At 56.0% G+C, this 14730-nt stretch carries 14 protein-coding genes; 3 read left to right on the top strand and 11 right to left on the bottom strand.

Annotated features, from left to right (window positions below; genetic code table 11):
* Positions 1-7: 7 nt before the first annotated feature.
* A complete protein-coding gene (locus tag FHS21_RS27400) occupies positions 8-1264 on the bottom strand; it encodes an NAD(P)/FAD-dependent oxidoreductase (RefSeq protein WP_112531052.1) in 1257 nt (418 codons plus the stop codon).
* 16 nt (positions 1265-1280) lie between these two features.
* Complete coding sequence (locus tag FHS21_RS27395) at positions 1281-2174, bottom strand: dihydrodipicolinate synthase family protein (protein ID WP_112531028.1); 894 nt, start codon at positions 2172-2174, stop codon at positions 1281-1283.
* 73 nt (positions 2175-2247) lie between these two features.
* Between FHS21_RS27395 and FHS21_RS27390 the strand changes: the two genes are divergently transcribed.
* Positions 2248-2901 (top strand): GntR family transcriptional regulator, encoded by a 654-nt coding sequence (locus FHS21_RS27390; RefSeq protein ID WP_112531029.1) that lies wholly within the window; start codon positions 2248-2250, stop codon positions 2899-2901.
* A 34-nt stretch (positions 2902-2935) separates the two neighbouring features.
* On the opposite strand, the gene FHS21_RS27385 is transcribed toward FHS21_RS27390, so the two are convergent.
* Positions 2936-4432, bottom strand: a complete 1497-nt coding sequence (locus FHS21_RS27385) for a CoA-acylating methylmalonate-semialdehyde dehydrogenase (protein WP_183665096.1) — start codon at positions 4430-4432, stop codon at positions 2936-2938.
* 131 nt (positions 4433-4563) lie between these two features.
* Here FHS21_RS27385 and FHS21_RS27380 point away from each other — a divergent pair, with 131 nt between their 5' ends.
* Positions 4564-5445: a LysR family transcriptional regulator gene (locus FHS21_RS27380; RefSeq protein WP_112531031.1), complete on the top strand. Its 882-nt coding sequence runs from the start codon at positions 4564-4566 to the stop codon at positions 5443-5445.
* A 71-nt stretch (positions 5446-5516) separates the two neighbouring features.
* A complete protein-coding gene (locus tag FHS21_RS31710; RefSeq protein WP_112531032.1) occupies positions 5517-5915 on the top strand; it encodes a DUF3011 domain-containing protein in 399 nt (132 codons plus the stop codon).
* Positions 5916-5919: 4 nt separating this feature from the next.
* Here the strand turns inward: FHS21_RS31710 and FHS21_RS27370 are convergent, their stop codons facing one another.
* The 8 genes from FHS21_RS27370 to obgE form a co-directional block, all read right to left on the bottom strand.
* On the bottom strand, positions 5920-7863 hold the full coding sequence (locus FHS21_RS27370; RefSeq protein WP_112531033.1) for a MacB family efflux pump subunit: 1944 nt from the start codon (positions 7861-7863) through the stop codon (positions 5920-5922).
* Between the two features lie 2 nt (positions 7864-7865).
* Positions 7866-9158 carry a macrolide transporter subunit MacA gene (gene macA, locus FHS21_RS27365; protein ID WP_112531034.1) on the bottom strand — a complete coding sequence of 431 codons (1293 nt, stop codon included), beginning with the start codon at positions 9156-9158 and terminating at the stop codon, positions 7866-7868.
* A 165-nt stretch (positions 9159-9323) separates the two neighbouring features.
* On the bottom strand, positions 9324-9806 hold the full coding sequence (gene rlmH / locus FHS21_RS27360) for a 23S rRNA (pseudouridine(1915)-N(3))-methyltransferase RlmH (RefSeq protein WP_112531035.1): 483 nt from the start codon (positions 9804-9806) through the stop codon (positions 9324-9326).
* A 114-nt stretch (positions 9807-9920) separates the two neighbouring features.
* Entirely contained in the window at positions 9921-10283 is a 363-nt protein-coding gene (gene rsfS / locus FHS21_RS27355) for a ribosome silencing factor (RefSeq protein WP_112531036.1), read from the bottom strand.
* Positions 10284-10493: 210 nt separating this feature from the next.
* Positions 10494-11090, bottom strand: a complete 597-nt coding sequence (locus FHS21_RS27350; RefSeq protein ID WP_112531053.1) for a nicotinate-nucleotide adenylyltransferase — start codon at positions 11088-11090, stop codon at positions 10494-10496.
* Positions 11091-11146: 56 nt separating this feature from the next.
* Positions 11147-12430: a glutamate-5-semialdehyde dehydrogenase gene (locus tag FHS21_RS27345; protein WP_183665094.1), complete on the bottom strand. Its 1284-nt coding sequence runs from the start codon at positions 12428-12430 to the stop codon at positions 11147-11149.
* Between the two features lie 3 nt (positions 12431-12433).
* Positions 12434-13624, bottom strand: a complete 1191-nt coding sequence (gene proB, locus FHS21_RS27340; protein WP_183665092.1) for a glutamate 5-kinase — start codon at positions 13622-13624, stop codon at positions 12434-12436.
* 11 nt (positions 13625-13635) lie between these two features.
* Positions 13636-14667 (bottom strand): GTPase ObgE, encoded by a 1032-nt coding sequence (obgE, locus tag FHS21_RS27335; RefSeq protein WP_183665090.1) that lies wholly within the window; start codon positions 14665-14667, stop codon positions 13636-13638.
* Between the last annotated feature and the right edge of the window lie 63 nt (positions 14668-14730).

Genomic DNA, 14730 nt, shown 5'->3' with positions numbered 1-14730 from the left:
ATACTCCTTAGAAACGTTGTGGGCTGAATGGTCCGATCGAAATTGAAGGATTTGTTCCAACAATCAGATCCGTGATCAAGCGTCCTGTCGCTGCCGATTGTGTCAGTCCAAGATGACCGTGACCAAAAGCATAGAGAACATTTCCGCTCGTTCTTGCACAGCCGATAACGGGCAATGAATCCGGCGAGGACGGCCGATATCCCATCCACTGCCTGCCGCCCGAAGTATCGAGGTCAGGTATGAACATTTTCGCCTTCGTCAACATCGCGTCGGATCGTTTATAGTTGGGTGGCAGATCCAGTCCACCGAATTCGACTGCGCCGCCGATACGGATACCGGTTTGGAGCGGCGTTACCACAAAGCCGTGGCCCGAGAAAATAAGCTGGCGCTTGAGATCGAACGCCCCCACCGGCAAAGTCGTATTATAGCCTCGCTCGGTCTCAAGAGGAATTGCATCACCCAAACTCTTTGCCAGCCGATGCGACCACGCGCCAGCGGCAATAATCAGTTTTGCAGCTTCAATACCTGTGCCATCTGCCAGCTGAATCGTCGCACCTTTTTCGCTTGCTGTAACAGCAGTGGCCTCAGCGTGCAGAAATTCAGCGCCAAGACGTACTGCGTACAGCCACAGGCCCATACCCACATGCTGAGGATCACTGACCGTCTTCCAGCCAGGCACAAAGGTGCCAGCAACAAAACGCGATGCGAGACCGGGTTGGCTTGTGGCAAGCTCCTCGCCGCGCAGATGTTCAAAGGGAATGCCCGCTCTCTTTCGGGCATTCCAGCCCGGGAGGGCTGCATTCAGTTCTTCTTCGCTTTCATAGAGTTCAAGTGAGCCATCCTCCCGCACCATGCTGCGAATACGTGCCCGCTCCATCAAACCAAGCATTTCCGGCTCGGCAAGCTGCATTAGCGCGCCCTGCGCCTGTACGGTCCGCTCCAGCGCATCAGCACGGCTGGCGCGCCACAACCGGTAGAGCCACGGCGCGAGCTTCGGCAGATATGATGGGCGAATTGAAAATGGCCCGAGGGGGTCGACAAGCCAACCCGGTACCTTGGCAAGAACGCCCTTCGAAGCCATGGGAAGAATATCGGAAAATGCCAAGGCCCCGGCGTTGCCGGCACTTGTCCCCTCACAGATACCCTGCCTGTCGATAACAAGCACCTTGTGCCCAATCTCGGAAAGATAGGCGGCAACGACGATGCCGACAATGCCGGCACCTATGATAACAATTTCCTTTGTGTCCGAACGTTGGCCGCCCATCATTCAGCCGATTGGCTCAGAGTGCAGGAAGTTTCGGGCGGGACGCGATCGCGTCCATGACGGTCTTCTCGACAGCAGCACGGCGCTCGCCGCGAAGCGGCTGACGCGGCAGGCGAACACGGTCATTTGTTCCGATTTCATGGACTTCCGCCAATTTGATGTTCTGTACGAGGTATGTGGAAACATCAAGGTCAAGAAGCGGGCGGAACCAGCGATAAATTTCCAGCGCCTCGGCGTAGCGTTCAGCCATGACCAGCTTGTATATAGCAACAGTTTCCTTCGGGAAAGCGGTGACCAGGCCAGCAACCCAACCGATCGCGCCTGCGGTCAACGCTTCAAACGCGAGATTGTCTACGCCGGTAAAGAGATCATACCGGGTACCGAACATGTTGATGATATCTGTAGTGCGGCGAACGTCGTCCGAGGATTCCTTAATCGCTACGAAATGCTGATCCGACGCAAGTTCCGTCAGAATTTCACTCGTTACGTCGACGCGGTAAGCGATGCGATTGGAATAGATCATCACAGGCAAGTCGCCCGCCGCCGCCACAGCTTTCAGCGTTGTCACTGTTTCTTCGGGGTCTGTGTGGTAGATCGGGCTTGGAACGAGCATCAGGCCGTCCGCACCAGCTTTGGCAGCACGTTTTGCCAGCGCGGCACCATCACGTGTTGCCGCTTCATTGATGGTCAGGAGCACCGGCCTGCCTTTGGCAACGCGCTGCGCAGTCTTCAAGACCTCAAGCTTCTCATCATGGCTAAGCATCGGCCCTTCGCCAAGAGACCCTGCCACGATCAATCCGTCGCAGCCTGCATCCATCAGCAGCGCAAAGCAGCGTTCCATTTCACTATGATCGAGACTATCATTCTCTGTGAATTTGCTGGTAACTGCCGGAAATACACCTGACCACATGACGCTTGCTCCTTCTTGATATATCACAAATATATCTGTAACACTTATGGCTGTCAATCCGAGAGAACGACTTATGTATCAAACGACCATCCACACGGTTGCTCAAACGGGCGAGAGCCTGGCGGAACTCGCCTATCGCCAGTTGGAGGAGATGATCGTAACACTGAAACTGGAGCCCGGCTCGATCGTCAACGAAAGGGCACTGACGGATATCACAGGGATGGGTCGCACTCCGGTGCGTGAGGCAGTACAAAAGCTTGCTTGGGAAGGCCTCATGGAAATCCGGCCGCGCTCCGGCATCGCCATCGCCCCGCTGAATTTGCAGGATTTCGGTAAAATACTGGACACCCGCGAGGGGGTTGAACGCGTTCTCGCCCGTGATGCCGCTCGCTTTGGTGCTGCCCTCCACCACAAGCGATTAAAGGAGGCCTCCGACGCCATGAGCACCGCTCTTGCGTCTGACGATGTCAGCCGCTTCCTGATAGCAGACAAAATTTTCGATACTGTGCTTGGCCAGGCAGCTGAAAACCCGTTTGCTGCCCGGCTTGCGTCACCGCTTCAAACCCATAGCCGGCGTTTTTGGTTCCGATTGCAGAGACCCGGAAGCCTTCAGCAATCAGGAGGCGCTCACAAGGCATTGATAGATGCAATCATTGCCGGCGCACCGGATCGAGCGTCTGAAGAGGCCACCAAACTCATTGATCATTTGCGTACCCTGGCGCCTTAAAGAAAATGCCGCCGGAGACCGGCGGCAGTTTGTTTCATTTCATCGTGGGGATAACGAACTCGGCACCGTCCTTGACGCCGGAAGGCCAGCGGGAAGTGACAGTCTTCGTCTTTGTGTAGAAGCGAAACGCATCGGGTCCGTGCTGGTTGAGATCGCCGAAACCAGAGCCCTTCCAGCCGCCGAAGGTATAATAGGCAATCGGAACCGGGATCGGCACGTTGATACCAACCATTCCGACCTGAACACGAGAGGCAAAGTCGCGAGCCGCATCGCCATCACGCGTGAAAATTGCAACGCCGTTGCCGTATTCATGTTCGTTTGGCAGACGGATCGCGTCCTCATAAGTGTCAGCGCGAACGATACCCAAAACTGGTCCGAAGATTTCTTCTTTATAGATCCGCATGTCCGGAGTCACATGGTCGAACAGGCAACCGCCCATGTAGAAACCGTTCTCATAACCTTGCATCGTAAAACCACGACCATCGACGACGAGTTTGGCACCTTCTTCCACGCCGAGATTCACATAACCCTGGATGCGCTCCAGCGCCTGTTTGGTGACAACCGGACCATAATCGGCCGACATGTCGGTCGAAGGACCGACCTTGAGGCTTTCCACACGGGGAATCAGCCGCTCGACTAGACGATCAGCCGTATCCTTGCCAACTGGTACCGCCACGGAAATAGCCATGCAACGTTCGCCGGCAGAACCATATCCTGCACCAATCAGTGCATCGACGGTCTGGTCCATATCGGCATCCGGCATAATGATCATGTGATTCTTGGCGCCGCCAAAGCATTGAGCACGCTTGCCGTTCGCCGTAGCGCGAGTGTAAATGTACTGAGCAATCGGGGTTGAGCCAACAAAGCCGACAGCCTTGATGTCCGGGTCGTCAAGGATCGCATCGACCGCTTGCTTGTCACCATTGACGACGTTGAAGATGCCTGCAGGAAGCCCCGCTTCGATGAACAGCTCTGCAAGCCGCATAGGCACGCCCGGATCGCGCTCTGATGGCTTCAGAATAAAGGCGTTGCCAGACACGATTGCCGGGCCAGCTTTCCATAGCGGGATCATTGCAGGGAAATTGAACGGCGTGATGCCGGCGACTACTCCTAGAGGCTGCCGCATTGAATAGACATCGATGCCAGTTCCGGCGCTGTCAGAAAACTCGCCCTTCAGCATATGCGCTGCACCGAGGCACACCTCGACCACTTCCAGACCGCGTTGGATATCACCCTTGGCATCGGGGATTGTCTTGCCATGCTCGCGCGCCAGAAGTTCGGCCAACGAGTCATATTCGGCTTCTACCAATTCGAGGAACTTGCGCATGACACGCACCCGGCGCTGCGGGTTGGTTGCGGCCCAAGCAGGCTGCGCAGCTTTTGCATTCTCTACTGCAGCGCGGACTTCCGCCGGTGTCGCAAGTGCAACGTGGCCCTGAACCGTTCCGTCCATTGGCTGGAAAATCTCGGTCGTGCAACCGCTGGTTCCGGCGACATGCATGCCACCGATGAAATGTCCTACCTCACGCATAGCGAATAACCTCCCTGTAATAGTTGGATTTCTGTTGTAGCTATCATCGCGCTTCAAAAACTTTATTGCAAGCCAAGCAAAAGCGTATCCGTTGTGCAAAAATTGAAGTACGACTTAGGCCGGAGGCTTTGATGAATTGGGATGATGTACGTATTTTCCTGGCTGTTGCACGGTCTGGACAGATTCTCGGGGCGGCAAAACGTCTCGGGCTTAACCACGCGACAGTTGCGCGACGGCTGACAGCGCTGGAGAACGATCTCAATACAAAGCTTCTCACTCGGCGCACCAATGGATGCGAACTCACACATGCAGGTGAAGAGTTTCTATTGTCTGCAGAGCGTATGGAAGCGGAAATGCTATCCATCCGCTCGTCACTCGGCGATGCCGACGTCGCCATCTCTGGATCAGTTCGGATTGGCGCGCCGGATGGGTTTGGCGTGACTTTCCTAGCACCGAGATTGGCGTTGCTCACAGCCCGATATCCAGACCTGAAAATACAGTTGGTGCCGGTCCCCCGCTCATTTTCGCTTTCCCGGCGCGAGGCCGATATTGCCATCACGGTTGATCGCCCCGATCAAGGACGCCTTGTAGCGCGCAAGCTCGTCGATTACAGCCTCGGCCTCTACGCCAGCCGTTCCTACCTTGCTGAGCGTGAGGCGCCGCAGACCGTGGATGAGCTCTCGGCGCATCGCCTCGTCGGATACGTCGATGACCTCGTCATCAGCCCATCGCTGAACTACGCGCCTGAAATCACTCGTGACTGGAAAGCAGCCTTTGAGATTTCAAGTGCGCTTGGACAGGTCGAGGCGGTGCGGGCTGGCGCAGGCATCGGAATACTCCACATGTTCATTGCGCGCGAGCATGAAGATCTTGTGCCAGTCCTGCCCGAACGCACCATTCACCGGTCCTATTGGTTGGCCTATCATGAATCCGTTCGTACACTTCGTCGCATCGCAGCGGTCTCGAATTTCATTTCCGATATGGTGAACCGTGAAAACGCGCGGTTCTCCTGAATAAGATACAGTTTCATGGGCCAAATAATGATTAACCACCGCGGAACAAAAATCGCCAACTCGACTTTAAAATGGTGCACCATAATGGTGATTCGAAACGGTATCGGAGAGGGAAAATGTACCGATATATCCTGGCATTCGCTGTAGTTTTTGGCGGCGCGCAGTTCTTGCCTGTGTTGCCTGCACAGGCGCAAGATTCCGTCAGATGCGAATCGCGTAAGTTCAGATACAGGGAATGCGATGCCGACATGCGCCGCCCGCGCATTGCAAAGCAGATTTCCAAGAGACCTTGCATAGCTGGCGACAGCTGGGGCTACAATCGAGGCGCTATCTGGGTAGATAAGGGTTGCGCTGCGGTCTTCACTGATTCCAGACGCGGCCGGGACAGGTATCGGGAGGATGACAGATACGACGACCGGTACCCTCGCCGCCGGCGAGACAATGGCGTCGAACTTGAACTCGACTTTTAGGCATTTACTCTGAGCTGAGTGCTACTGCCGGCTGAAGCCGCGAGGCGTTCCTGGCCGGCAGGTACCCGAAGACGAGCCCCGTCAAGAATGAACAGGCAAAAGCTAACGCCACCGGCCCGATCGTGAAGCTGATCGGTGCACCGAGGACCTTTGCCAGTACTCCAGTCCCGATGCCTGCCGCGACGCCAATCGCCCCACCGATCGCGGAAACCACTAGTGCCTCTATTATAAACTGCAGCAGAATATCGCGCCGCCGTGCGCCCGTTGCCATGCGAACTCCGATCTCGCGAGTTCGCTCTGTGACACTTACCAACATGATGTTCATGACCCCGATTCCGCCGACAAGAAGTGAAATTGCCGCAACAGCGCCAAGAAACAGCTTCAGCGTATTTGATGTCTCGGTGACGGCTTCGCGAATGGACGCCATATTGGTGATGAGGGTGTCCTGTCTCTGGTGACGCTTGTCCAAAAGCGACTGGATCGTCTCCTGCGTGGCGTCGATCGCCGAGCCGTCCTTTACCTGCACGGTAATCGTCCGCACGTTGCGCTGGCCGAAAAGTCGCATGCTTCCAGTCGTCAGGGGAACCAGAACCGTATCATCCTGATCGTTGCCGCCCATGCCTGCGCCCATTTCGCTCATCACGCCGATGATCTGGAATGGAATTTTGTTGACAAGTACATACTTGCCAATCGGGTCCGTGCCATCGGCAAAGAGCGTCTTGACCACGGTTTGACCAAGCACTGCTACCGGGGCGTAATTGGTCATGTCATCCTGATTGATGAACTCGCCCTTACCCACTGTCCAGGATTTCGCCTGCGTAAACTGCGGAACCGTACCATTGGCCGTCGTCTGATAATCGACATTCCCATAACGTACCGTCACCGTGCTCGTCATTTCCGGAACAGCGAAAGCAACATTTGGCTGTTCAAGGATGGCATCCGCATCGGCCGGAATCAGGGTTACGACGCTACCGCCCGTACCACCGCGGAAATTGGCCATGTTCGGGCGGATCACCAAAAGGTCAGATCCCATCGAGGAAATCCGGTCGAGTACAGAGTTCTGCGCACCCGTGCCGATAGCGAGCATGGCCACAACAGAACCGACACCGATGACGATGCCGAGCAGCGTGAGAATCGTGCGGAACAGGTTGGCCCGCAATGCCCTGAAGGCCATTTTGATAGCTTCGGAAATATCGGCGATTGCGGCAACACCCTCGAAAGCCTTTTGTTTGAGTCCTGTTGCGGCTTCGGGGTTGCTACGACCCTTTTTTGTCCGGTCCGAGATAATACGCCCGTCGCGCAATTCGATGAGCCGGTCAGCCTGTTCCGCAACCTCGCGTGAATGGGTAATGACGATGATCGTGTGACCACTCTCGTTCATGCTGCGCAGCAGCGCCATGACTTCGTCGCCGCTCTGGCTGTCGAGCGCGCCGGTCGGTTCGTCCGCAAGGATGACCCGACCGCCATTCATCAAAGCCCGGGCTATAGAGACACGTTGCTGCTGACCGCCGGAAAGCTGGTTCGGACGGTGATCGAGCCGGTCGCCAAGCTTCAATGAGCTAAGCAGTGCCTCTGCCCGGTCATGCCTGTCGCGAGCTGACGCGCCTGCATAGACCGCTGGGACTTCGACGTTCTCCTGCGCACTGGCGGTCGGGATGAGATTATAACTTTGGAAGACAAAGCCAAACGTGCGCCGGCGCAATCCGGCAAGCTCATCGGGTTCAAAGCCAGAAACGTGTTCGCCATCGAGCAGATAATCACCGCTCGTCGGCTGGTCGAGACAGCCGAGAATATTCATCAGCGTCGACTTGCCCGAACCGGATTGGCCAATGATTGCGACAAACTCGCCCGCCTCGATATCAAGCGATATACCGTGAAGAACCTCAACGGCGAGGTCGCCATTGTGATACGTCTTGCTTATGTCTCTGAGGGAGATGAGGGCGGTCATCGTCAGAACATCGGCGGCATACGCATGCCGCGCTGCGAGCGATTGCCGGAATTGCGGCTCATGCTTGCCCCGTTGCTTTCGCCTCCCTGGCCGACGACCACGAGTTCCCCTTCTTTCAGCCCGCTCTTGATCTCGGCACTGACACGGTTGCGGACCCCCACTTCAACCTCGCGAGTTTCCTGGGTGCCGGCGGTCGTGACAACCGTAACCTCGCCCTTGTGACCTTCGCCGCTGCTTCCCGCACGACGCGATCCTTCGGAACTGCTAACTGCAGAACTTGGCACGACAAGCACATCGTTTGCACTTGACTGCACGAAGAACACCTGCGCACTCATTGAAATCATAAGATCGCCATCAGGGTTCGGAACATCAAACAAAGCGTAGTAGAGCACGACATTGTTCTGGATATCCGGGGTCGGCTGGATCTGCCGCAATTTTCCCTTGTAACGCTTGCCTGGCTGCCCCAGCAAAGTGAAATAGGCATCCATGCCGATCTTGAGCTTGCTGACATCAGCCTCGGAGACTTGTGCCTTCACTGTCATCGTCGACAAATCCGCGATCGTAGCGATCGTCGGTGCCGTTTGGCTAGCATTCAGAGTCTGGCCCTCTTTAACCGGAACAGCAGCGATCGTGCCAGCCATGGGTGCATAGATTTTCGTGTAACCGAGATCGACCTGATCGCCGGCAAGTGTCGCCTGCTGTTTGCGTATCTGGGCTGCAAGGGCATTTACATCCGCTTCGGCCGCCGCGAGGTCGGCAATAGCTTGATCCAGCGTCGATTGTGAAACGCTGCGCGTCGCCACCAGATTGCGCTGGCGCTCGATATTGGCCTGCTTGAGCACAAGCTGCGCGTTCTTCGAAATCAGCTGTGCTTGCAGATTGGCGAGTTCCGCCTGATCGATTTCAATCCTGTTCTGTATGGTGGCAGGATCGATCTCGCCAATAAGCTGATTTTGAGTGACCGTATCGCCAATCTCGACGTGCAGCACCTTGAGCTGTCCGGAAACTTGGGCGCCGGCATCGACCGATTTGATTGAATCGAGCGTACCGACCGCGGTAACTGCATTCTCGATGTCACCACGTACGACCGCTTGCGTGATAACGGCAGTACTCGCTGTTGATGCGCTGTAGTTTATCCATGCGTAATAACCTGCCCCTGCAACCGTGAGGATGACGGGCAGCCATATCCACAGACGGGACCGCTTCTTTCTTCGATCCGGCTTTACGGTGGCCGGAATGAAGGTCACGTTGGACTCGGCAGGGGATGCCTTGCCTTGCTTGGCTATTTTGCTCATCAACCGTCCACCTTTTTGCGCCGACGAACGACACTTTTCCCGATCCATCTTAGCAAGAAATGGAGATGAGCGGTTCGCCTGAAAAGTATTGAGATCATTATATTTTCGTAATGATCTCTGAGCCGCCATTATGAGTTGTGGGCATGAATGAGAGCTGAATGAATTTCAAATGCGATGGTAAGGATGACCTGCAAGGATTGTCGTTGCCCGGTAAAGTTGTTCTGCAACAAGAATGCGAACGATCTGGTGCGGCCACGTCATCGCGCCAAGAGCCAAAACGACATCGGCACGATCCCTCAGTGACGCATCGTGTCCGTCAGGGCCGCCAATCGCCACGAGGAGCTGACGCTTGCCATCATCGCGAAACCGCGCAACCGATGCCGCAAAGGCCTCTGAAGGCATTGTCTTCCCGCGCTCGTCCAGAAGAATGAGCACGCCGCCTTGGTCGAGTGCTTCAAGAACTTTCGCAGACTCTTCCTGCTTGCGCAGTTCTGCCTGAGACGCTCTGCTTTCGGCAATTTCGATAACGGATGTGAATTCAAGCCCGAGCGGAACACCCGTCTTTCTCAGGCGGTCCAAATAGCGATCTGCCAGCTCTCGTTCGGGGCCAGACTTCATCCGGCCCACGGCAAAGACAGTAATCCGCATGGCTCACTCCGGGTTCCAGGCCTATGGCAGCCCGAAACCACTCCTCCGGTCCAGAACCGGCAAAATCTATCAACCGTTCAGAGCACCGTGTTGTTCGACGCTCCGATCCACCTGCTAGTGGACGGTCTCTCCGTCGAGTTCGGGAGCCTGCCACATCTTTTCGAGATTGTAGAACTCACGCACTTCGGGACGGAATATATGGATGATGATGTCGCCTGTGTCGATCAACACCCAATCGCCGCCAGAAAGACCTTCGATTTTAGCATTGTTGCCATGCCCGCTCTCTTTCAGAGCACGCAAAAGTTGGTCCGCAACCGCCGCTACATGACGATGCGAACGTCCCGATGCGATGATCATATGATCAGCAATGACGGACTTGCCTCGAAGGTCGATGGGGATAATATTTTCAGCCTTTGCGTCTTCAAGACTGGCAAGGACCGATTGAAGGGCAAGAGATACGGAATTGATACCGTTCATCTCTGCCGGTGAAGGTGCCAAGGCATCCTTCTTCTGAAATGCTGTTCTCAGTGTATTTCCTTTCCCTTAAGAACAACGCAAGCAGTTGTACCCATACTGCACATCAATAAGATAGGCAGAGTCGCATGACAGTTTCAAGACGTCCTAACGAACTAACTCGCTGTTACTGACACGCTCCGGATGGTAGGGCACCTTAGCTGAAACGCTGCTTCACGTCTTTGGTTTCATCACGCCGTTGCGAATAGCAGTCGATGACAGCAATGATCTCGGCCCATGAATGAAGGTCCATGCTGGCGCGCGTGAACGGGCTAGGACCGGCGCGTCGTCTTCATCGATACGCGCATAACCGAACGTCTTGGCCATACGGGATGAAAGGAAAGCCAAAGTGGATCCCGGACGATCGATAACAGCAATCGGAAACGTCAAGGCGATCTTCTGCCAGCGCTGCCAGAGGTGGAAGTCCGCAAGATTGTCCGCACCCATGATCCAGACAAAATGCACGCCCGGGTTGCGAGCTTTGATCATAGCCAGCGCGTCAGCAGTGTAGCGGATATTGTGGGCGGCTTCGAATGCCGTAATTTTCACACGGGGATCGTGGATCAGTTCTTCACAGCGCTCCAGGCGTTCCGCCAACGGTGCCAGATGCCGCGTATCCTTTAGCGGGTTGCCCGGCGTGACAATCCACCAGAGCTGGTCGAGCTTCAGGCGGCGCAGTGCAATTTCGGCCACCAGCGCGTGACCCGCATGTGGCGGATTGAAGGAACCGCCAAACAGCCCCACCGTCATACCCTTCTCAACGAAAGGCATGCGCAGATGCGCTTCACTGACGCCTGGAAAGCTCGGTTGCAAACCTGCGTTTATTGTCACGGACGAGTCTGGCCGTTGCCGCGCACACGGTATTTGAACGAGGTCAACTGCTCGACCCCCACTGGACCCCGCGCATGCATCTTGCCGGTGGCAATTCCGATCTCGGCGCCCATGCCGAATTCGCCGCCGTCAGCAAACTGCGTAGAGGCATTGTGCAGAAGAATGGCCGAGTCGATCTCGTTGAAAAACCGTTCCACGACGCGAAGGTCTTCGGCGACGACAGCTTCGGTATGATGCGAGGAATAATGGTTGATATGCTGTATCGCGCCGTCGACACCATCGACAAGCTTTACCGAAATGATCGTATCGAGATATTCCGTAGACCAATCTTCCTCAGTGGCGGGTTTGGCACCCGCGAAGAGCTCCACGACTCCGTCGTCACCACGAATTTCGCAGCCCGCTGAACGTAGGTCTTCAAGGAGCGGCACCAGATGGGTTGGTACAGCGAGCCTGTCGACGAGCAACGTCTCGGCCGAACCGCATACACCGGTGCGGCGCATCTTGGCATTGACGACGATCTTGCTCGCCATTGCCAAATCGGCAGAGGCATCGATGTAGACGTGGCACAGCCCCTCAAGATGGGCAAACACCGGCACACGAGCTTCAGCCTGCACTCGAGCTACCAGGCTTTTGCCGCCGCGCGGAATGATCACGTCGAGATTTCCATCGAGACCTTTGAGCATTTCGCCAACGGCAGCACGATCGGTGGTCGGCACTAATTGGACGGCAGTCTCCGTAAGGCCAGCAGCCGCTAGTCCCTCGAGCAAGGCTTCATGGATAGCCTTTGATGAATGCACAGAATCCGACCCGCCGCGCAAGATCACAGCGTTACCGGATTTGAGGCATAGCGCACCTGCATCCGCCGTCACATTCGGCCGGCTCTCGTAGATCACTCCAATAACGCCGAGGGGAGTGCGGACACGTTCAATATGCAAACCGTTAGGGCGATCCCATTCGGCAATGACGTCTCCAACCGGATCCTTGAGACCGGCTATCGCACGAATGCTCGCGGAAATCCCGGCAACCCGGTTATGGTCAAGTTTGAGCCGGTCCAATAACGCTGGCGACATGCCTGCATTTTTGCCGTTCTCAATGTCGCGGACATTGGCTTCGAGAATGTCAGCCGCACGCCTATCAACGGCGTCTGCCATAGCTGCCAGCGCCGCTGTTTTCTTGTCAGGAGACGCAATGGCAAGAGATTGCGCGGCGGTGCGTGCCTTGCAGCCGATTTCAGCCATCAATTCGGCAACCGGCAGGTCTTTATCCACTCGTCGCAACATCTCTTACTCCTTGGCCGTCGCAGCGCGCTTTGCGGCACGCACCACCAGATCATCGCGATGGATCATCGCGGAACGGGCATCATAACCGAGAATCGTGCCAATCTCATTGGTCTTGCGCCCCGCAATCTTTACGGCATCGGCAGCGTCGTAGGCAATAAGCCCGCGAGCAGCCTCACGGCCATCGGGTCCGAACACAGCGACTGTATCGCCCCGTGTGAAGTTGCCAGCAACTTCGCGAACACCAGCAGCAAGCAATGACTTGCCGGATTTGAGAGCGGCAAGCGCGCCCTCGTCGATCACCAGCCGCCCGGATGGTTCGAGATTGCCGGATATCCAGGTCTTCCAGGCATTGACCGGCGTCAAGCTGGCTTTAAACATCGTGGAGCGTTCACCTCGATCGATGGCGGCCAGCGGGTTTAGCCTTGTGCCGGAGGCGATGATCATGGCCGTTCCCGCCGCATTGGCGATCTTGCCCGCATCCAGCTTGGTTTTCATACCACCCCGGGAATATTCCGAGGCTGCTGCTCCCGCCATCGCTTCGATATCGGGCGTAATCGCGTCGATAACAGGTAAAAATTGCGCATGCGGATTCTGATGCGGCGGTGCGGTATAGAGCCCATCAATATCTGAAAGCAGGATCAGGAGGTCTGCGCCCATCATCGTCGCAACCCGTGCAGCAAGCCGGTCATTGTCGCCATAGCGGATTTCGGTGGTCGCAACCGTATCATTCTCGTTGATGACTGGAACCGCCTTCAATCGCAACAAGGTCCCTACCGTTGCGCGCGCATTGAGATAGCGGCGGCGTTCTTCGGTATCGGCAAGGGTCAAAAGAATCTGTCCGGCGCGCAATTTGTGGTGGCTCAAAACCTCGGCATAAGCTTTAGCCAATTCGATCTGGCCGGCGGCAGCTGCAGCTTGGCTTTCTTCGAGCCGCAATGCGCCCTTTGGCAAACCCAGCACCGTCCGGCCAAGGGCGATCGCACCGGAGGATACAATCATCATCTCGACGCCCGATACGCTTAACGATGCGACGTCGGTGCCAAGGCTCTCAAGCCAATCACGCTTGAGGCCAGTGCCACGATCAACAAGCAAAGCCGAGCCAATCTTGACAACGATCCGGCGATAGGACGCCAGCTTCGGTAGTGAATTCACCTGATCTTCGTTATCCCGGAGTTGGACTGATTTCGCGGACATTCTACGACTCACTATTTGAAGCGGTTGTCGATCTCGACAGGGGCTTCCAACTGACGCGATTCAAGAATGATTGCGGACAGTGCGCGCATCACCGGTTCAACGCCCTCGCGACTGACGGATGACAACAGCATCGGCTCTCGGCCGGCCGCCTTCTTTAGCGCTGCAACCTTTTTCTTGCGAGCCGCTGCGTCAAGCGTATCGATCTGGCTAAGCGCCACGATCTCTAGCTTGTCGGCAAGTCCCGCTCCATAGGCCTCGAGTTCCATCCGAACGGTTTTATAGGCTTGCGCGACATTCTCTTCCTGTGCCGAAACAAGGTGTAGAAGGACACGGGTCCGTTCGACATGCCCAAGGAACCGGTCACCAATGCCCACCCCTTCATGCGCGCCCTCGATCAGCCCCGGAATATCAGCGATGACAAATTCTCTGGCATCGATGCGCGCAACGCCGAGATTGGGATGGAGCGTTGTAAACGGATAATCGGCAATCTTTGGTTTGGCGGCAGTGACGCTGGCCAGAAAGGTTGATTTCCCGGCATTGGGCTTACCAAGAAGTCCAGCATCGGCGATCAACTTCAACCGGAGCCAAAGGTTGCGCTCCTCGCCCTCGAGGCCCGGATTAGCGCGACGCGGCGCCTGGTTGGTCGAGGTCTTGAAATGCGCGTTGCCGAAGCCGCCATTGCCGCCCTTGGCAAGTCGATATCGCTGGCCGACAACGGTGAAATCGCAGATCAGCGTTTCGTTGTCGTTTTCGAATATTTGCGTTCCGACCGGTACCTTCAGAATAACATCGGCACCTTTGCCGCCGGTCATGTTGCGGCCCATACCGTGCATGCCGGTTTTGGCCTTAAAATGCTGCTGATAGCGATAGTCGATCAACGTGTTGAGACCATCGACTGCTTCCGCCCAGACATCGCCGCCGCGTCCGCCATCGCCACCGTCGGGACCGCCGAACTCGAGAAATTTCTCGCGCCGAAACGACACCGAACCGGCACCACCGTCGCCGGAACGGATATAGACTTTCGCCTGATCAAGGAATTTCATGAAAGTTCAGTCCTTTTGATGTTCCGAGGCATTACAGTAAAATCCTCGAAATGAAAACTGGTC

The organism is Phyllobacterium trifolii, assembly GCF_014192095.1.
Classification (GTDB): Bacteria; Pseudomonadota; Alphaproteobacteria; order Rhizobiales; family Rhizobiaceae; genus Phyllobacterium; species Phyllobacterium trifolii.
The sequence above is the reverse complement of the archived record's forward strand: the minus strand, read 5'-3'. Positions and strand labels throughout refer to the sequence as shown.